Consider the following 25,101-nt stretch of genomic DNA (forward strand, 5'->3'; position numbering starts at 1 on the left):
CCTAGAATATACCACGCTTTTATGCGTGAAATGGGATTGAAGCTGAAGGGATACAAAACTCTACGCTTAACTGATGAATTAGTGGCCAAGGCGACTGTTCATATTGAGTTTTTGTCATCAACTCAGCTTGAGTCAGCAACGCAAACAACGAATGTAATTGAGAAATCGAAACTCTTGTTAGCGCAGCGTTATAAAGAGGCTTTTTAGATTGCCAGATACGGTGTTTTTCGAATACTTGGCCGATCGGCATCTGTTTCATTTGTTGCTGCATTTGTAATAGCAAGGCAAGTTCACGTTGTATGCTACGCAGTAAAATGACTGGCTCTACACCTTCAGCTTCCAGTTGTCTTAGAATTCGTTGTGCACGATTACCTTTTCCAGCCAGTAACGCGTCACTCCAATGGAAGGGAGTAAAGTGGTTGTGGCGGCTTAGTGATTCTTCTAAGCGTACTAGGGTAAGTTTTCCGTCAGGGTATTGGAGCGCAAGCTTTTCTAGGCTTTGAGTGAGAGCAAATAGGTTACCCTCGTGCCACTGTGCCAGCATTTGAATCGCTTCAGGGTCTGGAGATAAGCCTATTTGACGGCAGCGCGCTTGGACAAACTGAGGTAAGCGACTGACATCTGGCGTTAGGCAACTGACCCAGTGACCCTGATTAGACAGTGCTTTAAACCATTTAGCACTTTCTTGAGCCTTGGTTAGCTTCGTGCCAATCAAGACCAACAGAATATCGCTGTGGATATGCTCTGAGATTGCCAGTAACTCTTTGGCTATCGCAGCATTAACTCCGGACTCTGGCAGTTCAAGTTCGATGATTTGACGGCTAGAGAACAGGCTTAATGCTTGAGTACAGTCATAGACTTGATTCCAGTCGAGACTGTTATCAATAGCAAAGCGGTGACGTTCATCAAAGCCTTGCTGTTTTGCAACCTTTTGAATCGCTTCTCGACTCTCTTGTAACAGCAGAGGCTCGTTACCGAAAATGAGGTAAACATTACTTAGCTGTTTAGCAAGTTGCTCTGTTAAGCGGTCAGCAAAAATGCGCATCAAATAAACCTATTGTTCAGCCGATTCGACGGGCTCTGCCGTTTCCGTAGAGCTTGGATCTATTTCGACGTTCTTGATGTTGTATTGTTTCTCAAGCTCTTTCACTTGAACATGTTCAAGCGCATCCAGATCCATGCTATCAGCTGCGATGTTCGCTTTTAGTCGAGCCATCTGACGAAGGATTTGACTTGTTGCAAGCTTACGCATTTCATCTTCGATCATGTCGCGCTCAACCGATTTTGCTAATGCAGTTAACGGGTTGTCTAGGTAACTACGAGTTACGCTAGTCGAGAATGTTTTTGAGCCGAGGTCTGGTATCGTTACGCGGTATGAAGCATAGAATGTAAGCTCAATTTCAGCAGCGCGAGTATTCTGGTAAAGAGACAGGGTACGTTCACCTACGCCCTCACTAATTATGTGCAGGTTAGGTGTGTTCTCAGCGGGTGGCACAATTTCTACATCATTCATACGTAGCTGACCTTTCATCATACGTGTAAACGTACTGTATTGGTCGTAACTGGTCACAGAGATCTTGTTGAGTTCTTCTGGTACAGAATAGTCACCACGCAGGTGGAAACCACAGGCGCTCAGTAGGCTAACGGTTAAAACAACAACAGTAACTTTCAATGAAGATAGTGAAATCAGGCGCATTATTTGATGGCTCTCATGAAGGTAGAATACTTATTTAAAGGCTTTAGAGCTTTCGAATCGTAGGGCTCTCGGTCTAAAGCACTTAAATAAGTAGACAGGGCAATGTTGCACCCTGTCTAAAGACTGCTTTTGATGAATTAAGTTCGTTAATTCTTTAGCAATTGTACTGTGCTAACGAAATTAGTTAGCAACGATGTTTAGAAGCTTGCCTGGTACGAAGATAACTTTACGGATAGTTAAGCCATCTAGGAATTTCTTAGCGTTCTCATCGTTTAGACCAAGCTCACGAACTTGCTCTTCTGTTGCATCAGCAGCAACGGTTAGTTTCGCACGTAGCTTACCGTTGATCATGACAACGATAGTTTTCTCGTCTTCAACTAGCGCTTTCTCGTCAAACGTTGGCCATGTTGCTGAGTCTACGTTTGATTCACCAAGAGCAATCCACATTTCGTAAGAGATGTGTGGAGTCATTGGGTAAAGCATGCGAACCACGGCTTTTAGCGCTTCATCAAGGATTGCACGATCTTGTACAGATTCTTGAGGTGCTTTCGCTAGCTTGTTCATCAGTTCCATGATTGCAGCGATGGCTGTGTTGAACGTTTGGCGACGGCCGATATCGTCCGTTACTTTCGCGATAGTCTTGTGGATATCACGACGAAGTGCTTTCTGGTCACCAGATAGAGCAGAAGCGTCAACAGCTTCAGCCGCACCCTTAGCAGAGTGAGCGTGAACCAGTTTCCAAACACGCTTAAGGAAGCGATTTGCGCCTTCAACGCCAGACTCTTGCCACTCAAGCGTCATGTCTGCAGGCGATGCAAACATCATGAATAGACGTACTGTATCAGCGCCGTACTTGTCTACCATCTCTTGTGGGTCGATACCGTTGTTCTTCGACTTAGACATTTTGATCATGCCTGAGTGTTCAACGTCGCGGCCTTGGTTGTCGACAGCTTTTTCAATGCGACCTTTTGCGTCACGGTCGATAGTCACGTCAGTTGGAGCAATCCACTCTTTCGTGCCTTTCTCGTTCGTGTGATAGAACGCGTCAGCCAGAACCATGCCTTGACATAGTAGCTGCTTGAACGGTTCGTCAGATGTCACGTAACCCGCATCGCGAAGAAGCTTGTGGAAGAAACGAGAGTAAAGCAGGTGCATACAAGCGTGCTCGATACCACCAACGTATTGGTCAACAGGCAACCAGTAGTTTGCTTTCTCTGGATCTAGAATGTCATCAGCTTGTGGTGAACAGTAACGTGCGTAATACCATGAAGACTCCATGAACGTATCGAACGTGTCAGTCTCACGTAGAGCTGGTTCGCCGTTGAATGTTGTTTCAGCCCAAGACTTATCTGCCTTGATTGGGCTAGTTACGCCATCCATTACCACGTCTTCTGGAAGAATAACTGGCAGTTGGTCTGCTGGTACTGGGTGAACTTCACCGTCTTCAGTGGTTACCATTGGGATTGGAGTACCCCAGTAACGTTGACGAGAAACGCCCCAGTCACGTAGACGGAAGTTTACTGTTTTCTTACCTTTGCCTTCTGCTTCCAGTTTTGCCGCGATTGCATCGAATGCTTCTTGGAACGCAAGACCATCGAATTCGCCAGAATCGAACAGTACACCTTTCTCAGTGTAAGCCGCTTCAGACACATCTAGCTCAGAATCGTCTTCAGGTTTGATTACTGGGATGATATCGATGCCGTACTTAGTTGCGAATTCGTAGTCACGTTGATCGTGAGCAGGAACCGCCATTACAGCACCTGTGCCGTAATCCATAAGAACGAAGTTAGCTACGTAAACAGGAACAACACGACCGTTAAGAGGGTGGATAGCCGTTAGGCCAGTATCCATACCTTTCTTTTCCATCGTTGCTAGTTCAGCTTCAGCCACTTTGGTGTTACGACATTCTTCAACGAATGCTGCAAGCTCAGGGTTGTTCTGTGATGCTTTCTCTGCAAGAGGGTGACCCGCAGCGATACCGACATAAGAAACACCCATTAGCGTGTCTGGACGAGTTGTATAAACTTCTAGTGGCGCTTCTTCACCGTTAACAGCGAAAGATAGCTCAACACCTTCAGAGCGACCGATCCAGTTGCGCTGCATGGTCTTAACCATTTCAGGCCAACCTTCAAGGTTGTCTAGATCATCTAGCAGCTCTTGAGCGTACTCAGTGATCTTAATGAACCACTGTGGGATCTTCTTTTGTTCTACTGGAGTATCACAACGCCAGCAGCAACCGTCTTCTACTTGCTCGTTCGCTAGTACAGTTTGGTCGTTTGGACACCAGTTAACAGAAGAAGTCTTCTTGTAAACTAGGCCTTGTTCGTAGAGTTTTGTGAAGAACTCTTGTTCCCAACGGTAGTACTCAGGTGTACATGTTGCGAATTCACGTTTCCAGTCGTAACCAAAGCCCAAAAGTTTAAGCTGGTTTTTCATGTATTCGATGTTTTCGTAAGTCCACGGAGCAGGCGCTGTGTTGTTTTTTACAGCTGCATTTTCTGCAGGTAGGCCGAATGCATCCCAACCGATTGGCTGCATTACGTTTTTGCCTTGTAGACGTTGGAAACGAGATACCACATCACCGATGGTGTAGTTACGCACGTGACCCATATGCAGTCGGCCACTTGGGTACGGGAACATAGAAAGACAGTAGAATTTTTCTTTATTTGGGTCTTCACTTACAACGAAAGTCTCGCTGTCATCCCAGTGTTGTTGAACCTTTTGTTCAATCTCTTGCGGGTTATATTGTTCTTGCATCGATGGTATCCGGTTATCTTGGAATTTGTGAGTTCGGTTAGAACAGAATCTTACAGATCGTCATAGAATACCTAAAGGAGCTTAGTACAACAATAGTTATACCCTTCATACTTGCAGTTGCAGCATGGTTGATTGCGTAAATTCAACCAAATTACTTAGGACAGCTATACTTAAGGGTATGAATTGCATTTGTTTGTTAGGAACGGGTCGCTTAACTACGGCCCCGTTCACTAAGATAAAGCTTGGTCATCTTAAGGAGGTCGTTATGCCGAAGAAAAAAGCACTCTATGAAGAAGTCGTCGAAGAGGTGATAGAAACGCTGAAGCATAGTCCTGAAGAGCTTAACAACAAAATCGAAACGTCAGGTAAGTATGCGAAAGCAGCCAATGACATGACCAAAGATGAGCTCTCATTGATCTCGGCCTATGTGAAGTCGGACTTAAAAGAGTTTTCCGAAAGTTATGAAGAGAGTAAAGGTGGTCCATTTTATTTGATGATCACAGACTCTATTTGGCAAGGATTGCTAGATATCACTGATCGCACTAAGGTGGAATGGGTTGAATTGTTCCAAGACTTAGAACATCAAGGGTTGTATCAAGCGGATGAGGTTATCGGGCTCGGGACGCTTGTCTGTGATGAGTGTGGACATCAAACCGAATACAACCACCCGACCAATATCATTCCATGTATCAAGTGTGGGGCGACAGGGTTTAGCCGTAAAGCACTTAAGCCGTAAACACTATAGCCATAGCACCATCAACTTTCCACCGCAGTAATAAAAAAGGGTTGACCCAATCAGCCAACCCTCAAATCACTTTCTTCGAATCTCGAATCTAGCTCTTTGGCTTTCTAATTACCCAGCCAATCACTAAGCTGAGCATCGCCCAGATATACAGTGGCCAAGTACCAACTGCGTGAAAAGGCGTTTGCCCATCAGTTGAAATGAGCTCGGCTTTTAATACGGCCGTTTCAAACTGAGGTATTTGCTTGATGATGTTGCCTTTGTAATCGGTTACTGCCGTCACACCATTGTTGGTCGAGCGAATAACGGGCTTACCAAGCTCTAGAGCACGCATCTGTGCGATTTCCATATGTTGCAGTGGGCCAATCGAACGACCAAACCACGCATCGTTAGAGAGGGTTAAAATAAAGTCCGTCTCATCAGTCACGCTTTGTCTAACTTGATCATTAAAGACGATCTCATAACACAACGCAGGCGCTAAGTGACGGCCATTTGCCACGATGTTTGGTTGAACAAAATCGCCACGGCTAAATGATGACATCGGCAAGTTGAAGAACGGTGCCAATGGGCGCAAGATATCTTCAAACGGCACAAACTCACCAAATGGCAATAGGTGATGTTTATGGTAGCGTTCGTTTGGATCGTAGCTGTATTCACCGTATGGATTGACACCTAGAGAAAGAACGCTGTTATAGTACTTCTTATCTTCAGACTGATTGAGTATGCCAGTGATGATTGAGCTGTTGTTCATCTTCGCTGCGCTATCTAAGTTACGTAAGAAAGATGGAATCTCAACTTCGAATGCTGGAATAGCGGCTTCAGGCCAAATGATGATATCGGCATCCCAGTTTTCTCTACTTAGATCTGTGTACTTCATCATCGTAGGCCAGCGGTGGCTTGGTAGCCATTTACTGTCTTGATCTACATTGCCTTGAATCAATACCACTGAGGTTGTTTTTTCAGGGTTCGGTGTCACCCAATCGATATTTCGAATGCCAAAACCTGCACTGAATACGATCGCAGGGATGATGCCAACACTCCATGCTTTGTTGATAACCATATAAGCGAGTGCAGATGCAGAGACAATGACTGCCAGAGTAATTAACTCGACACCGCCAATCGGTGCAAACGAGCCTAGTGGAGAATCGATTTGGCTGTAGCCAAGCCAAAGCCAAGGAAAGCCCGTCATTACCCAACCACGCAGCCAATCACTGATTAACCACAATGCAGGAGCTGCGAGGAAAAAGCGACTTAGGTTATTAGCAGGGAAGTACTTGTTTAAGCTCCAGGTAAATAGGCCTGAATAAACCGCTAGGTAGCCAATGAGCAATGCCATCAAAAACAGGTTGGCTGCCAGTGGCATGCCGCCAAAATGATCGATGCTGACGTATACCCAGCTGATACCTGTTGCGAATTGGCCTAAACCCCATCCGTAGCCAATCCAAAGCGCACTTTTAGGAGAACGGTTGTGGATCAGTAACAGCAACAAAGCTGGGCTGATAATAGCAAGAGGCCATATTGAATATGGAGCGAATGAAAGGGTTGTTATAGCGCCAACAAAAACGGCCGCAAGCGGCCGTAATAGGCGATGAATAAAGGTCTTAGTCATCTAATTTCTGTCATCTCTTTAGAGAGAAGTTGTTATTCTTCGATAGTCGGAAGAGGCTGCTCGTCAGGGATGGTTACCTGTAGCTGAATCACACGACGGTTATCTGCGGATGTTATTTTGAAATGGTAGTTTCCGATTTCTACAATTTCGCCACGAACAGGCAGATGACCGAGTGCTGTCATTACCATACCACCCACAGTATCAACTTCATCATCACTAAAGGAAGTGTTAAACGTATCGTTGAACTCTTCAATGGTGGTTAAAGCTTTAACCGAATAGGTATGCTTACTCAGCTTACGAATATCTAGCTCTTCTTCATCGTCGAACTCGTCTTCAATTTCACCAACGATTTCTTCGAGGATATCTTCAATGGTTACCAGGCCAGAAACACCGCCAAACTCATCGACAACGATAGACATGTGGTAACGCTCTTCTTGGAACTCCTTGAGCAGGCGATCAACTCGCTTACTTTCAGGAACAACCACGACAGGGCGAATCACTTGTTCGATATCAAATGGGGCACTTTCTGAACCCAAATACTTAAGTAGGTCCTTCGCTAATAGAATGCCTTCAACATGGTCTTTATCTTCACTGATCACTGGGTAGCGAGAGTGTTGAGCATCAGTAATAAGCGCAATCAATGTATCTAAATCATCGGTGCGTTCAACTGTAACCATTTGAGAGCGAGGCAGCATGATATCGCGTACTCGCATCTCTGAAATTTCCATAACACCCTCGAGCATGTCGCGCGTGTCGTGGTCAATTAGGTCATTAATTTCTGAGTCGCGGATTACATCTACGAGCTCTTGGCGATCTTTTACTTCACCTTGAAATAGTTGGCCTAGGCGTTCAAAGAAGGACTTTCTACTCGGACCTTCAGATTTTTTACTTCCCTCAGAAGTGGGGGGGTTACCTTCGTTCATGATTTCTCAAAAAATAACGCTATCAGAAGTGTGATAGCACACGTTACAACTCAGATTCCTGCGAAAATCACAGGTTCGATGAGTTATTGTTTCTCTGCAACCTACTTTACTAGAATCAATTTACTTTTCTAGAATATACGGGTCTTCAAACCCCATAGTTTGCATGATTTCTGTCTCGAGTGACTCCATCTCTTCAGCTTCATCATCTTCGATATGATCATAACCTAGCAGATGCAGACTGCCATGTACAACCATATGAGCCCAGTGTGCTAGCAGAGGCTTATTTTGCTCTTCTGCTTCTTTTTCGACAACTTGGCGGCAGATAATGAGGTCACCCAGTAGATCTAATTCAATTCCTGGTGGTACTTCAAATGGGAAAGACAGCACGTTAGTTGGCTTATCTTTTCCACGGTAGTCATGATTGAGCTGGTGGCTCTCTTCTGTATCAACAATACGAACGGTGAGCTCGGCATTCTCTTGAAACTGAGGAATTGTTTTGTCCAACCAAAGCTGAATATCTTGCTCAGTTGGAAGTCCTTGCTCATTTTCGACCGCTATTTGCAGGTCTAGTTCAATAGACATCTATTTATCACCTTGTTCTGTAATTACAGAGCTATTTTGTGTTGCTAATTGTGTCGTAACGGCTTGCTGAGCTTCAAGAAGTTTGGCTTCACGCTCTTCACGTTTGCGCTTTTCAAACTCTTTGCGCTCTTTCTGGTCTTTTGTTTCCCACTTCTCGTACGCATTGACGATACGAGCAACGACAGGGTGGCGAACGACGTCTTCAGACATGAAGAAGTTAAAGCTAATGTCATCCACTTCGTTGAGTACTTCAGTTGCATGACGTAGACCTGACTTAGCTCCTCGAGGTAAATCGATTTGCGTAATATCACCTGTGATCACAGCGCGTGAGTTAAAACCGATACGGGTTAAGAACATCTTCATCTGTTCTACCGTGGTGTTTTGGCTCTCATCAAGAATGATAAACGCATCATTTAATGTACGACCACGCATGTAAGCCAGTGGTGCAACTTCAATCACGTTGCGCTCAATCAGTTTCTCAACACGCTCGAAGCCAAGCATCTCAAACAGTGCATCGTAAAGTGGACGCAAATATGGGTCTACTTTTTGGCTTAAATCACCCGGTAGGAAACCAAGCTTCTCACCGGCTTCAACAGCAGGGCGAGTCAGCAGAATTCGGCGAACCTCTTGGCGTTCAAGTGCATCGACCGCAGCCGCAACAGCTAAGTATGTTTTACCAGTACCAGCAGGTCCAATACCAAAGGTGATGTCATGAGTAACCATGTTCATTAGGTATTGAGCTTGATTCGGTGTGCGTGGTTTGATGACGCCTTTTTTAGTCTTAATGGTCACTTCTTTGCCGTAGTCGATTTCAGACTCGACCTGTTGCTCCAAAATACCAGACTCAGTGACCGCCAGATGCACTTGCTCTGGTTCGATATCGATTATGTTGCCTTTAACTGGAGCCGTTTCAACATAGAGGTGTTTGATGATGTCTAAAGCTGCGGCAGTTGTGTGAGGCTTACCGACAATGGTGAAAAAGTTGCTACGGTAATTAATCTCTACACCCAGACGACGCTCAAGGTGCTTGATGTTGTCGTCGAATGGTCCGCATAAACTTGCCAAGCGCTTGTTGTCTGCTGGCTCTAGATTTATCTCTAAGGTAACGATTTTATTGCTCAAATTAGCCTCTCATTTTGTGCCACTCACTCTTAAATAAAAAAAAGAGCAAGAAGCCCGATTTAGACCGGGCTTCTGGATGGTGATATCCCTATTTCTAAGATGGTCACTTAGTTAGGTAATTTCAAGCTTTGTGTTTGCGCTTTGTGCTCAAACAGTTGTATTGGCTATGGCGTAAATGTTGCTACACCTAGCTCGTCTTCACGTTTTGTTTTTTCCATCATTTCTGCTGGAGTCATTACAACGCGTAGACCCATGTCTTTTTCTGTGCGAACTAGCTCACCACGTAGTGAGTTGGTGTAAACCTCAGTGATCTTCACATCTACGAACTGTCCGATAAGATCAGCAGAACCTTCGAAGTTCACAACACGGCTGTTTTCAGTACGGCCACGCAGTTCCATTAGATTCTTTCTTGATGGACCTTCAACAAGGATACGCTGCTCTGTACCTAGCATTAGGCGAGAGAAACGCATAGCTTGTGTGTTTACTGTCTGTTGCAGCTCCCACAGGCGATCTTTCTTCTCTTGTGCTGGTACATCACATGGATAATCTGCGGCAGGTGTACCTGGACGAGGAGAGAAAACAAAGCTGAAGCTCATATCGAAATCAACTTCTTTAATTAGCTTCATTGTATCTTGGAAGTCTTGCTTAGATTCACCAGGGAAACCAACAATAAAGTCAGAGCTGATTTGAATATCAGGACGAGCTTTACGCAGTTTGCGGATAATAGACTTGTACTCGATTGCCGTATGCGGGCGTTTCATCATCGTAAGAATACGGTCACTACCACTTTGTACAGGCAAGTGTAAGAAGCTCACTAGCTCTGGCGTATCTTTGTAAACTTCAATGATGTCATCACCAAATTCAAGCGGGTGGCTTGTAGTGAAACGAATACGGTCGATACCATCGATAGACGCAACTAGGCGAAGTAGTTCTGCAAATGTGCAGATGTCGCCTTCGTAAGTAGGGCCACGGAATGCGTTTACGTTTTGGCCTAGTAGGTTTACTTCACGTACGCCTTGCTCTGCCAGTTGTGCAACTTCGTAGAGTACATCATCCATTGGACGGCTAACTTCTTCACCACGAGTATATGGCACAACACAGTAAGTACAGTACTTAGAGCAACCTTCCATTATAGAAACGTAGGCTGTTGCACCGTCTGCTTTCGGTTCCGGCAAGTTATCGAACTTTTCGATCTCAGGGAATGAGATATCCATTACTGGCTTTTCGTTAGACAGTGATGACTTAATCATCTCTGGCAGACGGTGTAATGTTTGTGGGCCAAAGATAACGTCTACGTACGGTGCACGTTGACGAATGTGGTCACCTTCCTGAGTTGCTACACAGCCACCCACACCGATCACTACACCTTCTTTTTTATCTTTAAGCGTTTTCCAACGACCAAGCTGGTGGAATACTTTTTCTTGCGCTTTTTCGCGGATAGAACAAGTATTCAATAGTAGTACGTCTGCTTCCTCAGGTACTTCAGTTAGCTCGTAGCCATTTGCAGCGTTAAGCAGGTCGGCCATTTTTGATGAATCGTATTCATTCATCTGACAGCCCCAAGTTTTAATTAGCAGTTTCTTACTCATTATATGTTCGCTCGATCGTTAGTTTAATTTAAGGGAGCAAATCGCCCATTATTCATCCGCCAGCATTGTTTGTCATAATTAGGTATTCAATTTTATGACTGGCTCTAGCGGCAAGCGGCGTATTGTACTGGTTTCAAAACCGACTGACTAGTAGTCTGAACAAATCTCTTATGTAGTGGTTTTTATTATTGTTAACGCCATATACCATAAGGGATAACCCTTTTTTCGAATAAGGTTTTTGGTTACAAGTTAGTTATGAAAAAGTACAATCAAAAACAGTCAAAGAATCAAACTGATAAGTACAAAATATGAACAGTTACGATATTGTGGTAGTCGGTGGCGGCATGGTTGGCGCAGCAACAGCGGTCGGCTTTGCAAAGCAAGGGCTGAGTGTTGCGGTGATCGAAGGTTTTGCCCCACAAGTTTTTGATGAGTCACAAGCGATGGACATTCGTGTGTCTGCGATTTCTCAAGCATCGGTCGATTTACTTGAAGATCTTGGTGCGTGGCAAAGTATTGCAGCGATGCGCGTGTGTTCTTACAAGCGTTTAGAAACGTGGGAGCATCCTGAGTGTCGTACTCGATTTGATGCTGAATCACTGGATCTGCCTCGCCTAGGCTATATCGTTGAGAATAGGCTCATTCAACTAGGATTATGGTCGCAATTTGATGCCTACGACAATCTCGAACTGTTATGCCCAGAAAAGCTGGATGAGATTGATTTTGGTGAAACCAATATCGTTAAGCTTCAATCAGGAGCTGAGTTATCAGCGAAGTGGGTGGTTGGTGCTGATGGCGCGAATTCAGCCGTTCGTCAGCAATCTGGAATTGGCATTACGGCTTGGGATTACCGACAGCACTGCATGCTTATCAATGTCGAAACCGAGCAGCCTCAACAAGATATTACTTGGCAGCAATTCCTACCAAGTGGTCCTCGTTCATTTTTGCCATTATGTTCTCTAACCTCGGACGGTCAAGAAGTCGGGCAGGGATCGTTGGTCTGGTATGACTCCCCATCTCGCATTAAGCAATTATCATCGATGACCCCTGAAAAGTTGCGAAATGAAGTACTTGCTAACTTTCCTAAAGAGCTAGGTGATATCAAGGTATTGAATTCTGGATCTTTTCCTCTGACACGACGTCATGCTCAATCATACTCGAAGAATAATTGCATTTTAGTCGGTGATTCAGCGCATACGATTAACCCTTTAGCAGGGCAGGGCGTCAACTTGGGCTTTAAAGATGTTTCAGTACTATTGGATGTCACCAATGAAAAAGGCGAATTGAATCAATCTGTAGCAAGACGCTATGAAGTGATGAGAAGAAGTGACAACTTAATGATGCAGAGTGGAATGGACTTCTTCTATAAAACCTTCAGTAATGACATTGGCCCGTTAAAGTTTGTCCGCAATGCTGCACTAAAGTTAGCAGAGAACTCTGGGCCGATTAAAGCTCAAGTATTGAAATACGCCTTGGGCCTTTAAAACGGTTAGATCAGGTTGTTTATATAGAGAAGGAGAGCCGATGCTCTCCTTTTTTGTTTTTGCTGTAATGCTTATTGTTGCTGAGCGACACAAACTGGTGCATCAAGGTCTAACGAGTACCCTGTATAAACCAAAGACCCATCCTCATTATCTCGCTTGAATGAGGTGATGTTGTTGGAGTGCTGGTTGGCGGCGATAAGCCATTTCCCATCGTCAGTTATATGGAAGTCTCTTGGGAATTTACCTTCAGTGTCGTAGCTATCAATGAAAGTCAGTTTTTGAGCCTCAGAGTCGACACTGAAGCTGCTGATTCTTGATTGGTGTCGACATGACACATAAAGGAATTGCTCATCAGGGGATAGCTTAATCGCAGCTGCGGCTTCTCCCTTCTCCATATTAGGTAAGGCATCAACCTCATCCACTATATTCCAAATACCTAAAGACTTTTCCAAAATCAATATCGTTTCAGAGAGCTCACAGATTACATAGGCTTTGTCTTCAGCTTTGTTGAAGATTAGGTGACGAGTTCCATTTCCTGCGGGCGCTTTAATAGACTGCATTGGCTCATCAAGGAACTCTTCTTGCTCTTCGTCAAAGCAATAGAAGTTGATTCGATCGGTGCCGAGATCGACAGTCACAAACTGTGGTGAGTTTTGTAAGAACAAACATTGATGGGCGTGTGGGCTAGTTTGTCTCTCTCTGTTCGGCCCTGAGCCAACCATCTTGATTGTTTTGAGTCGTTTATCGATGTTGCCATTGATACTTAAGCTAAAGATATCAAATGTACCTGACGAGTATTGGGAAGTGATAGCAAATTTATTGTGTGGATCTATCGCAACGTGGCAGGGGTGATCTCCCGAGATTAGGCCTGTATTGGACGCGATTTGTGAATCAACATTAGGTATATGAATGAGTTTCGGCAGTTTCTTTTGCTCAACCTCAGATGCTGTATAGATTCCAGACTTTGTCGCGGTGATAAAAGAGGGGTTATGACATTCGGCAATAAGCTCTAGAGGTAATAGTTTTCCTGTTTCTAGATCTAACTGAGTTTGATAGACACCTTGGCTTTTACTTGGCGTATCCGTGTAGCAACCGATCGTTAATGGGAGGGTTTTCATAGGCAGTCATACTCAATTAGAAAGTGGAGCAGACATTGTCTTATAAAATCGTATTAAAAGTGAGGTTATAGAAGAGAATACTTGGTGACTTGGCTAGCAGAATTGCATATTCCAGATAAAACAAAACCCAGCTAAAAAGCTGGGTTCTATTCAATGATGGTGCGGTCGGAGAGACTTGAACTCTCACACCTCTCGGCGCCAGAACCTAAATCTGGTGCGTCTACCAATTCCGCCACGACCGCAGCAAATCTTTATAGTTATATCGACATTGGTGATTCGATGTAACGTTGTGCTCTTGGTTTGCTATTTAGCTTAAAAACAAGCTAGGTAAAAACAAAGAGTTTAATAGTGGCTGGGCTACCTGGATTCGAACCAGGGAATGCTGGCATCAAAAGCCAGTGCCTTACCGCTTGGCGATAGCCCAACAGGATATCAATTAAGATATTTAAATAATGGTGCGGTCGGAGAGACTTGAACTCTCACACCTCTCGGCGCCAGAACCTAAATCTGGTGCGTCTACCAATTCCGCCACGACCGCAGCAAAGCTTTTACTCTAGCTAAGAGTATAGTTAAGAAGACTTATGGTTTGTCTAAGTAACGTTGTAATGGCTGGGCTACCTGGATTCGAACCAGGGAATGCTGGCATCAAAAGCCAGTGCCTTACCGCTTGGCGATAGCCCAACAGTGATGTCATTTAAGACATCTAAATAATGGTGCGGTCGGAGAGACTTGAACTCTCACACCTCTCGGCGCCAGAACCTAAATCTGGTGCGTCTACCAATTCCGCCACGACCGCAGCAAATCTTTATAGTTATATCGACATTGGTAATTCAATATAACGTTGTTTGTACTTTTTCTTTCATAAAGAAAGAATGGTGGCTACTGCGGGATTCGAACCTGCGACCCCATCATTATGAGTGATGTGCTCTAACCAACTGAGCTAAGTAGCCAATAATGAATTTTATGTATTCACTATTTTATCTCTAATTAAAGAGAAATAATGGTGCGGTCGGAGAGACTTGAACTCTCACACCTCTCGGCGCCAGAACCTAAATCTGGTGCGTCTACCAATTCCGCCACGACCGCAGCAAAGCTTTCCTCTCAACTAAGCAAAGAGCCTAGCGAAGAGTATATAGTTAAGAAGACTTATGGTTTGTCTAAGTAACGTTGTAATGGCTGGGCTACCTGGATTCGAACCAGGGAATGCTGGCATCAAAAGCCAGTGCCTTACCGCTTGGCGATAGCCCAACAGGATATCAATTAAGATATCTAAATAATGGTGCGGTCGGAGAGACTTGAACTCTCACACCTCTCGGCGCCAGAACCTAAATCTGGTGCGTCTACCAATTCCGCCACGACCGCAGCAAAGCTTTTACTCTAGCGAAGAGTATAGTTAAGAAGACTTATGGTTTGTCTAAGTAACGTTGTTTGTTCTTCTTTCATAAAGGAAGAATGGTGGCTACTGCGGGATTCGAACCTGCGACCCCATCATTATGAGTGATGTGCTCTAACCAACTGAGCTAAGTAGCCAATAATGAATTTTATGTATTCACTATTTTATCTCTAATTAAAGAGAAATAATGGTGCGGTCGGAGAGACTTGAACTCTCACACCTCTCGGCGCCAGAACCTAAATCTGGTGCGTCTACCAATTCCGCCACGACCGCAGCAAAGCTTTCCTCTCAACTAAGCAAAGAGCCTAGCGAAGAGTATATAGTTAAGAAGACTTATGGTTTGTCTAAGTAACGTTGTAATGGCTGGGCTACCTGGATTCGAACCAGGGAATGCTGGCATCAAAAGCCAGTGCCTTACCGCTTGGCGATAGCCCAACAGTGATGTCATTTAAGACATCTAAATAATGGTGCGGTCGGAGAGACTTGAACTCTCACACCTCTCGGCGCCAGAACCTAAATCTGGTGCGTCTACCAATTCCGCCACGACCGCAGCAAAGCTTTTACTCTAGCAAAGAGTATAGTTAAGAAGACTTATGGTTTGTCTAAGTAACGTTGTAATGGCTGGGCTACCTGGATTCGAACCAGGGAATGCTGGCATCAAAAGCCAGTGCCTTACCGCTTGGCGATAGCCCAACAGGATATCAATTAAGATATCTAAATAATGGTGCGGTCGGAGAGACTTGAACTCTCACACCTCTCGGCGCCAGAACCTAAATCTGGTGCGTCTACCAATTCCGCCACGACCGCAGCAAAGCTTTTACTCTAGCGAAGAGTATAGTTAAGAAGACTTATGGTTTGTCTAAGTAACGTTGTTTGTTCTTCTTTCATAAAGAAAGAATGGTGGCTACTGCGGGATTCGAACCTGCGACCCCATCATTATGAGTGATGTGCTCTAACCAACTGAGCTAAGTAGCCATCTGAGAGCGAAGTAATATAATATAATCTCGCTTCCAATGCCATTATCTTTTTAAAGATAATTACACTTTAAATTGTGGCTGGGCTACCTGGATTCGAACCAGGGAATGCTGGCATCAAAAGCCAGTGCCTTACCGCTTGGCGATAGCCCAACAATGATATCAATTAAGATATCTCAATATGGTGCGGTCGGAGAGACTTGAACTCTCACACCTCTCGGCGCCAGAACCTAAATCTGGTGCGTCTACCAATTCCGCCACGACCGCTTTACTTTCCTAAAAACTCTTTGTTGTTAAGAGACAGATGTTTAATAACAAACAGAGTGCTTAGGAAATGGTGGCTACTGCGGGATTCGAACCTGCGACCCCATCATTATGAGTGATGTGCTCTAACCAACTGAGCTAAGTAGCCATTTCCAAATTGTTGCTCATTTCGAGACGTTGCCGCTTCGTTGTGAACGGGGCGCATTATGCGGAGTTGAGCGAAACCCGTCAACTTTTTTTTTGAATAAATCGCGAATAAACATCTGTTCGGTTTCTTTTTAGGCAAAGAGGTGTATTTGTCGACAAAAAACAGGTCTAAAAGGCGATATATATAGGAAGTTAAGTTTTGGATGTGGGGCTATTTCTAAAGGGGCAAAACAAAAAGGCCAGTGAATTCACTGGCCTTTTTTCTAGATGTTTAATCAGAATTATACGTTGAAGCGGAAGTGAACTACGTCACCATCTTTAACGATGTATTCTTTGCCTTCAAGACGCCATTTACCTGCATCTTTTGCTCCGCTTTCACCGCCAAATTCGATGAAATGTTCGTAGCCAACTACTTCTGCACGGATGAAACCTTTCTCGAAGTCGGTGTGGATCTTACCAGCTGCTTGCGGCGCTGTTGCACCGATAGGAATAGTCCAAGCACGAACTTCTTTAACACCTGCAGTAAAGTAAGTTTGAAGAGTCAGTAGCTCGTAACCAGAGCGGATCACTCGGTTAAGGCCTGGTTCTTCGATGCCCATGTCAGCTAGGAACTCTTCACGATCTTCATCGTCAAGCTCAGAAAGTTCAGATTCGATTGCAGCACACACAGCAACAACAACGTTGTTCTCTTTTTCTGCATATTCGCGAACGGCGTCTAGGTAAGGGTTGTTTTCAAAACCATCTTCAGCAACGTTTGCAATGTACATTGTTGGCTTAAGCGTTAGGAAGTTAAGGTAGTCGATTGCTGCTACTTCTTCTTTGCCAAGTTCAACAGTACGAGCCATACCACCTTCAGTCAGGATAGGTAGAAGCTTTTCAAGAACTGTAGTTTCAAATTTAGCGTCTTTATCTCCGCCTTTTGCTTTTTTAGCATTACGGAAGATTGCACGTTCACAGCTATCTAGATCGGCAAGAGCAAGCTCAAGGTTGATCACTTCGATATCTTCGATTGGAGATACTTTGCCTGAAACGTGAACGATGTTTTCGTTTTCAAAGCAGCGTACAACGTGACCGATAGCATCAGTTTCGCGGATGTTAGCTAGGAATTTGTTACCTAGACCTTCACCTTTAGATGCGCCAGCAACTAGGCCTGCGATATCTACGAATTCCATTGTCGTTGGAAGGATCTTCTGTGGATTAACAATTTTTGCTAATGCATCTAAGCGTAGATCTGGAACCGGAACGATACCTGTGTTTGGTTCGATTGTACAAAATGGAAAGTTTGCTGCTTCGATGCCTGCTTTAGTCAGTGCGTTAAACAGAGTTGACTTACCAACGTTTGGTAGACCAACGATGCCACATTTAAAACCCATGATATAAACCTTATTCTGCTTTGAACGTATGTAAGCGATTTTGTGCTTTTGGTAGGCCATCTTTTAATAAGATGTCTAGGCTACGAACCGATTCGTCAACGACAGCCTCGATACACTCTTGCTCTTTCGCAGGAGCTTTGCCTAATACATAACCTGCAACTTTATCTTTGTGTCCTGGATGGCCAATGCCTAATCTAAGACGATAGAATTCTTTATTGTTACCCTGCTTGCTGATGATGTCTTTCAGACCATTATGTCCACCATGACCACCACCTTTTTTAAACTTTCCAATACCTGGAGGAAGATCTAACTCATCGTGAGCGACCATGATCTCTTCTGGTTTAATTTGGTAGAACTTTGCTAAGGCAGCAACCGCTTTGCCTGACAAGTTCATAAAAGTCGTTGGGATCAGCAAGCGAAGATCTTCACCATGAACCATGATACGACCCGTTAGGCCAAAGAACTTTGGTTCGTTCTTTAGTGTCACGTTATGTACACGCGCTAATTCTTCAACTACCCAAGCACCCGCATTGTGGCGAGTTTTGGCGTATTCTGGACCTGGATTAGCCAGTCCAACGAGAAGTTTTATTTGTTGGCTCAAGGTATGGATCTCTCTTGGGATTTCAAAAAGCGCCGTATGATATCACAGTTTATGAAAAAGGTGCGAGCTAGCTGATAGCAACACGATGATTCCTGACTGTGGTGAATTGCGGCTTAATATTGGTTAGACATAAAAAAAGCACTTCATCGAATGAAGTGCTTAATATCTTTTTCAGATTGTTCTGCTAAAGCAAAGCTATAGAGCTTTGATTAGTTAAACATCGCTGAGATTGATTCTTCGTTGCTGATGCGGCGAATTGCTTCAGCAAGCATGCGAGAAAGGCTTAGCTCAGTAACTTTGCCTGTCGCAGCCATCTCTGGAGAAAGCTTGATTGAATCTGTAACAATAACTTGGTCTAGAACTGAGTTACGGATGTTTTCTGCAGCAGTACCAGAGAATACAGCGTGAGTAGCGTAAGCGAATACACGCTTAGCACCGCGCTCTTTAAGCGCTTCAGCTGCTTTACACAGTGTGCCACCAGTATCGATCATGTCATCAACGATAACACAGTCACGGCCTTCAACATCACCGATTAGGTTCATTACTTCAGAAACGTTAGCACGTGGACGACGCTTATCAACGATAGCGATGTCAACATCACCTAGCGCTTTAGCGGTTGCACGAGCACGTACAACACCACCAAGGTCTGGAGAAACCACAACTGGGTTTTCTAGGCCACGGTTAGCCATGTCTTCTAGAAGAACTGGAGTACCGAAGATGTTATCAACAGGTACATCGAAGAAGCCTTGGATTTGCTCTGCGTGTAGGTCGATAGTAAGAACGCGGTCAACACCAACGTTAGAAAGGAAATCTGCAACAACTTTTGCAGTAATAGGCACACGAGCAGAACGTACACGACGATCTTGACGGGCATAACCGAAGTAAGGGATTACAGCAGTAATACGGCCAGCAGAAGCTCGGCGCATTGCGTCAATCATTACCACCAATTCCATAAGGTTGTCATTGGTTGGTGCACAAGTTGATTGAATCAGGAATACATCGCTACCACGAACGTTTTCATTGATTTGAACAGCGACTTCGCCATCAGAAAAACGGTCTACAGTAGCATCGCCAAGAGAGATGTATAGACGATCAGCAATACGTTGGGCTAGTTCAGGTGTTGCGTTACCAGCAAATAGCTTCATATCAGGCACGGTGGAAACCTCGGGTTGCGTCCAGTTTTAAATAGATTGTGGGTGGGCTGATTGGTATTCAGCCAAAGTTTCTTTCAAAGGCGAAATGTTTCGTCCTCTCGCGACAAACGCGGAAACTGTGTCAGGCAGTTGCTCTAGCACCGATTCGGCTTCTTTTTTGCTGCTAAATTCAGCAAAAACGCATGAACCCGTACCAGTCAATCTCGACGGCGCGTATTGTAGCAGCCATGAAAGTTGCTTATCAACCTCTGGGTACAGCATTCGCACAATTTTTTCGCAATCGTTTACGTATTCTTGCTCTAGAAGCGTTGCTAGTGCTCGCTTCGGCGTATTTCGAGTTAATTCTGAATGTGTGAATATGTCTACAGTTGCTATGCTCACTTGAGGCTTAACAACGAGATACCATTTTTCATCCGGATTAGCAGGCTGTAGCTGTTCTCCAACCCCTTCAGCAAAGGCGGCGTGGCCTCGAACGAAGACCGGAACGTCTGCACCAAGCTGCAAACCGATTTCGGCAAGTTGATCATCCGAGAGGTTGAGTCGCCATAAATAATTAAGCGCGACCAGCACGGTTGCTGCATTTGAAGAGCCTCCGCCAATACCGCCTCCCATAGGCAGCACTTTCTTGAGTTCAATATCCGCACCGAAAGACGTTGAGGTATATTGCTGCAGCGCAGTAGCGGCTTTCCAGATCAAGTTGTCTTCAAGTGCTACCCCAGGAATTTCTGGTGTGATTGTTATCGAGCTAGTTTCTGAGTTTGCACTAACCGTCAGTTCATCGCCAAACTCGACAAACTGAAATAAGGTCTGAAGTTCGTGATAACCATTATCGCGTCGGCCAGTGATATAGAGAAATAAATTCAGTTTAGCCGGAGAAGGCCAGTGGGTTGGCGTTGTTATCATTTTTTCAGTGTCCACTTCGAAACTACAATGTTGATTTTGTTCTCGTCTTGCTTGAATGACAATCGAGTAGGGAGTGGGATTGTCTCTACCTTAGTGTTGTCTTCACTAGAGTTCTTGTTGTCTTCACCAGATAATAGTGTACTCGGCATCTCTGTATTTCGATAGTTATCAAAATTCAGTGTCCATAGTTGGTTGCTAACTTGTTTGGTGAGAGATTCAAGCGTGTTGGTGGTGTTCAATTGGTAGCTATCGGCTTGATCTGGAATGCCAAGGAACCATTGTGGTAAATGGTCAATGGGAATCTGTAATCCAGTAAGTTGTTCCACAAGAACGGAAGCACTTGCATGAGTAAAAACTTGGTCATCATAAGTGACTACCTTGGCACCCGATGGATCTATGGTGAGGTTCAAGGCGGTTTGACCAAGGAAAGTGGTCAGTCTTAATTGACTCTGATTTGGTGAATGCTTCCAAATGAAATTTAGGCTTTGGCGTTGCTCTGGAGAAATGTAAGCGAGCTTGCCTGAGGCTTGATAGTTTTCTATCTGTAAAAGCCGATCTTGGTGACTTTGCCACTCGACGCTGGTCGGTTGTTCTGGGATAGACGAGCAACCCACCATAATTATGGTTATAAAAATAAGAGACGTGATTTTACGAAGCTTGCTCATATTTGCTCACAACTTGTTCAAATTTATCTAAAAAACGTCTCAACTATAGCATTGAATTCACGAAGTCAGGAAAACAAATCCCGCTTGCTCTTTAAATAGAGCCATGCATCAAGTAAAATTCGCCCCTTGTTTCCATTCCCTGATCGAGAACTTCTGATACATGTCTTTGCTTGCCGTAGGTATCAATCACAATACAGCGTCGGTTGAATTGCGAGAAAAAGTCGCTTTTGGTCCAGATAAATTATCTGAGGCACTCAAGCAACTTAACGCAAATGCACACGTAAATGGAAGTGTCATACTTTCTACCTGTAATCGAACTGAAGTGTATTGTGACGTCAAAGGCGTGGCAAAAAACAAGCTCATCGATTGGTTGTCAGTTTTCCATCAAGTTAGCCCTGAAGAGCTAAAACCCAGCATTTATATCCATGAAGAGCAGGCCGCGATTAAACATTTAATGCGCGTAGCTTGTGGTTTGGACTCCTTGGTATTGGGTGAGCCGCAGATCTTAGGTCAGGTGAAGCAAGCTTATACGGACTCGCGAGAGAACAAATCTGTTGATGCTTCAATGGAAAAACTGTTCCAGAAATCATTTTCTGTCGCCAAGCGTGTTCGAACTGAAACTGAAATTGGCGGAAGCGCGGTATCTGTTGCTTACGCAGCCTGTACGTTAGCTAAACACATCTTTGAGTCGATTGCCGATTCAACCGTTTTATTGGTTGGTGCGGGTGAGACGATTGAATTGGTGGCTAAACACCTTTCTGCGAATGGCTGCACTAAGATGATAGTGGCTAACCGAACTCGTGAGCGTGCTTTAGGGCTAGCTGAAGAGTTTGGTGCTGAAGTGATCAGCCTGAATGAGATTCCTGACCATTTGCATAGAGCGGATATCGTGATCAGCTCAACTGCAAGCCCGCTGCCTATTATTGGTAAGGGCATGGTTGAAACCGCACTGAAGACAAGAAAACATCAACCTATGTTGTTGGTTGATATTGCAGTTCCTCGTGATGTGGAATCTCAGGTCGGCGATCTGAATGATGCTTACCTATATTCCGTTGACGATTTGCAGTCGATCGTTGATGGCAATATTGAACAACGAAAAGTAGAAGCGATTCAAGCTGAAGCAATAGTTAGTGAAGAAAGCGCCGCGTTTATGAGTTGGATGCGTTCACTGCAAGCGGTAGACAGTATTCGTGATTACCGTAAATCGGCCAATGAAATCCGAGAAGATTTATTAAGTAAGAGTTTACAATCACTTGCCGCTGGCGGTGACCCTGAGAAAGTCTTACTTGAGCTAAGTAATAAGCTCACAAACAAATTGATCCATGCTCCAACGCGTGCACTTCAAAGTGCAGCTGAGCAAGGAGAACCTGCAAAATTAATGGTCATTAGACAGAGTTTGGGCTTAGAAAACCCTCAATAATATTCGACCTCCAACAGAATAAGACATTATGAAAGCCTCGATTCTAATAAAGCTTGAAACACTTGTTGAACGCTATGAAGAAGTTCAACATCTACTTGGTGATCCCGGTGTACTTGGGAATCAAGACAAATTCCGTGCCTTGTCAAAAGAGTATTCTCAATTAGAAGAGGTGACGGGGTGCTTCAAATCATACCAGCAAGCTCAAGAAGATTTAGAAGCTGCTGAAGAGATGGCAAATGAAGACGACGCAGAAATGCGCGAAATGGCTCAAGAAGAGATCAAAGATGCGAAAGCGAACATTGAACGTCTAACTGATGAGCTGCAAATTCTTCTGATTCCAAAAGATCCAAACGATGAGCGTAACTGTTTCTTAGAGATTCGTGCCGGTGCTGGTGGTGATGAAGCGGGTATTTTTGCAGGTAACCTTTTCCGCATGTACTCTAGATTTGCCGAGAAAAAAGGTTGGCGCGTTGAGGTGATGAGCAGCAATGTTTCAGAGCAGGGCGGCTTTAAAGAGATGATCGCTAAAATCAGTGGCGACGCTGTTTACGGCACAATGAAGTTCGAGTCTGGCGGTCACCGTGTACAACGTGTACCTGAGACGGAGTCTCAAGGTCGTGTTCATACATCAGCATGTACTGTTGCGGTTATGCCTGAGATCCCAGAAGCTGATCTACCAGAAATTAAAGCTGGCGATCTTAAAATTGATACTTTCCGTGCATCTGGCGCGGGTGGTCAGCACGTTAACACCACGGATTCAGCAATCCGTATTACTCACTTGCCAACCGGTACCGTAGTAGAGTGTCAAGACGAGCGTTCTCAGCATAAAAACAAAGCGAAAGCGATGGCTGTTCTTGCGGCTCGTATCGTTCAAGCTGAAGAAGAGCGTCGTGCTGCTGCGATTTCAGATACACGTCGTAATCTATTAGGTTCTGGTGACCGTAGTGACCGTATTCGTACGTACAACTACCCTCAAGGTCGTGTTTCTGATCACCGCATCAACTTAACTATCTACCGCCTGAACGAAGTTCTGGAAGGTGATATGCAAAGCCTGCTTGATCCTGTTCTACAAGAGCACCAAGCCGATCAACTAGCAGCACTTGCTGAGCACAATTAATTACTATGCAGTCAGCATATACGGTTGAAAGTGCTTTAAAGTCAGCAATCGTACAGCTTCAAGAGGGCGATAACACATCGCCCTCGATTGATGCTGCGGTACTGCTTTGTCACGCCCTAGATAAACCTAGATCTTACCTACTGACTTGGCCTGAGAAGCATCTCACTTCAGAACAAGAATCCGAATTCCATACCCTTCTAAAACGTCGCTTAACCGGTGAGCCTGTGGCTTATATTGTTGGTGAACGTGAGTTTTGGTCGCTGCCATTAAAAGTTTCTCCTTCTACTTTAATCCCGCGCCCGGATACCGAGCGTTTGGTTGAAGTCGCTTTGGATAAAACCTACGGAAAACAAGGTGCGATTCTAGATTTAGGCACGGGCACAGGTGCTATCGCGTTAGCATTGGCGTCTGAGATGCCGAATCGACCAGTGACGGGTATTGATCTTCGCCCTGAAGCGCAGCAACTTGCTACAGAAAATGCACAACGCTTGAACATCACCAACGCCACCTTTTTACACGGCAGTTGGTTTGAGCCTTTGAACTCGGTGAATTCTGAAGAAGAAGTTGCGAAGTTCTCGTTGATTGTCTCGAACCCACCTTACATTGAGAAGAATGACCCTCATTTATCTCAAGGTGATGTGCGTTTTGAACCGATCACAGCGTTAGTTGCTGAAGAGAAAGGTTTAGCTGATATTCGATACATCTCTGAAAACGCACGCGGTTTTTTAGAAAACGAAGGCTGGCTAGCATTTGAACACGGCTATGACCAAGGCTTGGCGGTACGTGAGATAATGCAACAACTGGGCTACTTGGATGTGGTTACAGAAAAAGATTACGGTGGTAATGACCGAGTGACATTGGGTCGTTACTGTTCATAGGCTGCTGTTCATCATCTAGTGAGCAACAGATGATGAACTTGCTAAATTGATACCTTTAACCTCGACAATACACTTAACTCGATAATGCACTTAACGCGGAAATACAGAGAATTAACGCAGAAATACAGGGCATTAACGGGTATTGTTTGGCTCGTGTTAACGAAAGCACATATAAAAAATATAAAGGAATACCATGTACGAAGGTTTAAAACATTTTCACCTACTAACGATTGCTATAAGCGCGCTACTTCTTTCGATTCGTTTCGCTCTGATGATGGTTAACTCACCAAAGCTTAAGCATCCTTTCTTGCAGCGTTTCCCTCATATCAATGACTCGTTGCTGCTGCTATCGGGTATTGGTTTGATTTTTATCACTGGCTTTATTCCCTTTACACCAGCGGCACCATGGTTAACTGAAAAACTGACCTGTGTAATGGCTTACATCGCATTGGGCTTCTTTGCGCTTAAGTTAGGTAAGAACAAGCTATTGAGAGTTTTCTCATTCTTTGGCGCTCTAGGCTGGTTAGCGATGGCAGGCAAAATTGCAATGACGAAGACACCAACATTTTTCGGTTAATTATCTCCTTATT

20 protein-coding genes and 19 tRNA genes are annotated in these 25,101 nt (G+C 44.5%); 6 read left to right on the top strand and 33 right to left on the bottom strand.

The genetic code is table 11. The annotated features are described in order from the left end of the window. Positions 1-19: 19 nt before the first annotated feature. From holA to leuS, 3 genes are all read right to left on the bottom strand, one after another. Entirely contained in the window at positions 20-1,045 is a 1,026-nt protein-coding gene (gene holA, locus OCU90_RS03780) for a DNA polymerase III subunit delta (RefSeq protein ID WP_061024082.1), read from the bottom strand. 9 nt (positions 1,046-1,054) lie between these two features. Beyond that, positions 1,055-1,696, bottom strand: a complete 642-nt coding sequence (locus OCU90_RS03785; protein ID WP_061024084.1) for an LPS-assembly lipoprotein LptE — start codon at positions 1,694-1,696, stop codon at positions 1,055-1,057. A gap of 180 nt (positions 1,697-1,876) precedes the next feature. Beyond that, a complete protein-coding gene (gene leuS, locus OCU90_RS03790; RefSeq protein WP_061024087.1) occupies positions 1,877-4,453 on the bottom strand; it encodes a leucine--tRNA ligase in 2,577 nt (858 codons plus the stop codon). A 265-nt stretch (positions 4,454-4,718) separates the two neighbouring features. On the opposite strand from leuS, the gene OCU90_RS03795 reads away from it, so the two are divergent. Then, positions 4,719-5,189 (top strand): zinc ribbon-containing protein, encoded by a 471-nt coding sequence (locus OCU90_RS03795; RefSeq protein ID WP_004735251.1) that lies wholly within the window; start codon positions 4,719-4,721, stop codon positions 5,187-5,189. A 97-nt stretch (positions 5,190-5,286) separates the two neighbouring features. On the opposite strand, the gene lnt is transcribed toward OCU90_RS03795, so the two are convergent. The 5 genes from lnt to miaB all read right to left on the bottom strand — a co-directional run bounded on the left by lnt (position 5,287) and on the right by miaB (position 11,020). Then, positions 5,287-6,804 carry an apolipoprotein N-acyltransferase gene (gene lnt, locus OCU90_RS03800; protein WP_004735252.1) on the bottom strand — a complete coding sequence of 506 codons (1,518 nt, stop codon included), beginning with the start codon at positions 6,802-6,804 and terminating at the stop codon, positions 5,287-5,289. A gap of 32 nt (positions 6,805-6,836) precedes the next feature. Beyond that, complete coding sequence (corC, locus tag OCU90_RS03805; RefSeq protein ID WP_004735253.1) at positions 6,837-7,727, bottom strand: CNNM family magnesium/cobalt transport protein CorC; 891 nt, start codon at positions 7,725-7,727, stop codon at positions 6,837-6,839. A gap of 120 nt (positions 7,728-7,847) precedes the next feature. Further along, positions 7,848-8,309: an rRNA maturation RNase YbeY gene (gene ybeY / locus OCU90_RS03810; protein WP_061024089.1), complete on the bottom strand. Its 462-nt coding sequence runs from the start codon at positions 8,307-8,309 to the stop codon at positions 7,848-7,850. Next, on the bottom strand, positions 8,310-9,431 hold the full coding sequence (locus tag OCU90_RS03815) for a PhoH family protein (protein ID WP_061024091.1): 1,122 nt from the start codon (positions 9,429-9,431) through the stop codon (positions 8,310-8,312). A 164-nt stretch (positions 9,432-9,595) separates the two neighbouring features. Continuing rightward, entirely contained in the window at positions 9,596-11,020 is a 1,425-nt protein-coding gene (gene miaB / locus OCU90_RS03820) for a tRNA (N6-isopentenyl adenosine(37)-C2)-methylthiotransferase MiaB (protein ID WP_004735256.1), read from the bottom strand. A 308-nt stretch (positions 11,021-11,328) separates the two neighbouring features. On the opposite strand from miaB, the gene OCU90_RS03825 reads away from it, so the two are divergent. Beyond that, positions 11,329-12,504 (top strand): 2-octaprenyl-3-methyl-6-methoxy-1,4-benzoquinol hydroxylase, encoded by a 1,176-nt coding sequence (locus tag OCU90_RS03825; protein WP_054543137.1) that lies wholly within the window; start codon positions 11,329-11,331, stop codon positions 12,502-12,504. Positions 12,505-12,575: 71 nt separating this feature from the next. Here the strand turns inward: OCU90_RS03825 and OCU90_RS03830 are convergent, their stop codons facing one another. The 25 genes from OCU90_RS03830 to lolB form a co-directional block, all read right to left on the bottom strand. Further along, positions 12,576-13,622, bottom strand: coding sequence for a lactonase family protein (locus tag OCU90_RS03830; RefSeq protein WP_061024095.1), 1,047 nt, complete (start codon positions 13,620-13,622; stop codon positions 12,576-12,578). 157 nt (positions 13,623-13,779) lie between these two features. Continuing rightward, positions 13,780-13,864: transfer RNA gene (locus OCU90_RS03835), tRNA-Leu, on the bottom strand. A 107-nt stretch (positions 13,865-13,971) separates the two neighbouring features. Continuing rightward, a tRNA-Gln gene (locus tag OCU90_RS03840) sits at positions 13,972-14,046 on the bottom strand. Positions 14,047-14,075: 29 nt separating this feature from the next. Next, a tRNA-Leu gene (locus tag OCU90_RS03845) sits at positions 14,076-14,160 on the bottom strand. Between the two features lie 68 nt (positions 14,161-14,228). Further along, positions 14,229-14,303 (bottom strand) — tRNA-Gln (locus tag OCU90_RS03850). 30 nt (positions 14,304-14,333) lie between these two features. Then, a tRNA-Leu gene (locus OCU90_RS03855) sits at positions 14,334-14,418 on the bottom strand. Between the two features lie 77 nt (positions 14,419-14,495). Beyond that, positions 14,496-14,572, bottom strand: a tRNA-Met gene (locus OCU90_RS03860). A gap of 51 nt (positions 14,573-14,623) precedes the next feature. After that, a tRNA-Leu gene (locus OCU90_RS03865) sits at positions 14,624-14,708 on the bottom strand. 87 nt (positions 14,709-14,795) lie between these two features. Further along, a tRNA-Gln gene (locus tag OCU90_RS03870) sits at positions 14,796-14,870 on the bottom strand. Between the two features lie 29 nt (positions 14,871-14,899). After that, positions 14,900-14,984: transfer RNA gene (locus tag OCU90_RS03875), tRNA-Leu, on the bottom strand. A gap of 91 nt (positions 14,985-15,075) precedes the next feature. Further along, a tRNA-Met gene (locus OCU90_RS03880) sits at positions 15,076-15,152 on the bottom strand. Between the two features lie 51 nt (positions 15,153-15,203). After that, positions 15,204-15,288 (bottom strand) — tRNA-Leu (locus tag OCU90_RS03885). Positions 15,289-15,375: 87 nt separating this feature from the next. Beyond that, positions 15,376-15,450: transfer RNA gene (locus OCU90_RS03890), tRNA-Gln, on the bottom strand. 30 nt (positions 15,451-15,480) lie between these two features. Further along, positions 15,481-15,565 (bottom strand) — tRNA-Leu (locus OCU90_RS03895). Between the two features lie 68 nt (positions 15,566-15,633). Further along, a tRNA-Gln gene (locus OCU90_RS03900) sits at positions 15,634-15,708 on the bottom strand. 29 nt (positions 15,709-15,737) lie between these two features. Beyond that, a tRNA-Leu gene (locus OCU90_RS03905) sits at positions 15,738-15,822 on the bottom strand. A 91-nt stretch (positions 15,823-15,913) separates the two neighbouring features. Beyond that, positions 15,914-15,990, bottom strand: a tRNA-Met gene (locus tag OCU90_RS03910). A 77-nt stretch (positions 15,991-16,067) separates the two neighbouring features. Then, a tRNA-Gln gene (locus OCU90_RS03915) sits at positions 16,068-16,142 on the bottom strand. A gap of 29 nt (positions 16,143-16,171) precedes the next feature. Beyond that, positions 16,172-16,256 (bottom strand) — tRNA-Leu (locus tag OCU90_RS03920). Between the two features lie 68 nt (positions 16,257-16,324). Beyond that, a tRNA-Met gene (locus OCU90_RS03925) sits at positions 16,325-16,401 on the bottom strand. A gap of 280 nt (positions 16,402-16,681) precedes the next feature. After that, complete coding sequence (ychF, locus tag OCU90_RS03930; protein ID WP_026012356.1) at positions 16,682-17,773, bottom strand: redox-regulated ATPase YchF; 1,092 nt, start codon at positions 17,771-17,773, stop codon at positions 16,682-16,684. A gap of 10 nt (positions 17,774-17,783) precedes the next feature. Then, positions 17,784-18,374, bottom strand: a complete 591-nt coding sequence (pth, locus tag OCU90_RS03935) for an aminoacyl-tRNA hydrolase (protein WP_010439162.1) — start codon at positions 18,372-18,374, stop codon at positions 17,784-17,786. Positions 18,375-18,583: 209 nt separating this feature from the next. Then, positions 18,584-19,528 (bottom strand): ribose-phosphate pyrophosphokinase, encoded by a 945-nt coding sequence (locus OCU90_RS03940; RefSeq protein WP_012603389.1) that lies wholly within the window; start codon positions 19,526-19,528, stop codon positions 18,584-18,586. Between the two features lie 27 nt (positions 19,529-19,555). Beyond that, positions 19,556-20,431: a 4-(cytidine 5'-diphospho)-2-C-methyl-D-erythritol kinase gene (ispE, locus tag OCU90_RS03945; RefSeq protein WP_061025650.1), complete on the bottom strand. Its 876-nt coding sequence runs from the start codon at positions 20,429-20,431 to the stop codon at positions 19,556-19,558. Further along, complete coding sequence (lolB, locus tag OCU90_RS03950) at positions 20,428-21,096, bottom strand: lipoprotein insertase outer membrane protein LolB (protein WP_061025648.1); 669 nt, start codon at positions 21,094-21,096, stop codon at positions 20,428-20,430. Before lolB ends, ispE begins: the two co-directional genes overlap by 4 nt. A 160-nt stretch (positions 21,097-21,256) precedes the next feature. Between lolB and hemA the strand changes: the two genes are divergently transcribed. From hemA to OCU90_RS03970, 4 genes are all read left to right on the top strand, one after another. Next, complete coding sequence (hemA, locus tag OCU90_RS03955) at positions 21,257-22,516, top strand: glutamyl-tRNA reductase (RefSeq protein ID WP_004736235.1); 1,260 nt, start codon at positions 21,257-21,259, stop codon at positions 22,514-22,516. 28 nt (positions 22,517-22,544) lie between these two features. Then, on the top strand, positions 22,545-23,633 hold the full coding sequence (prfA, locus tag OCU90_RS03960; RefSeq protein ID WP_004736236.1) for a peptide chain release factor 1: 1,089 nt from the start codon (positions 22,545-22,547) through the stop codon (positions 23,631-23,633). A gap of 5 nt (positions 23,634-23,638) precedes the next feature. Further along, a complete protein-coding gene (gene prmC / locus OCU90_RS03965) occupies positions 23,639-24,511 on the top strand; it encodes a peptide chain release factor N(5)-glutamine methyltransferase (protein WP_061025647.1) in 873 nt (290 codons plus the stop codon). A 193-nt stretch (positions 24,512-24,704) separates the two neighbouring features. Further along, positions 24,705-25,088 (top strand): SirB2 family protein, encoded by a 384-nt coding sequence (locus OCU90_RS03970; protein WP_004736238.1) that lies wholly within the window; start codon positions 24,705-24,707, stop codon positions 25,086-25,088. Positions 25,089-25,101 lie beyond the last annotated feature (13 nt).

It is taken from the genome of Vibrio splendidus, from assembly GCF_024347615.1.
GTDB classification, from domain to species: domain Bacteria; phylum Pseudomonadota; class Gammaproteobacteria; order Enterobacterales; family Vibrionaceae; genus Vibrio; species Vibrio splendidus.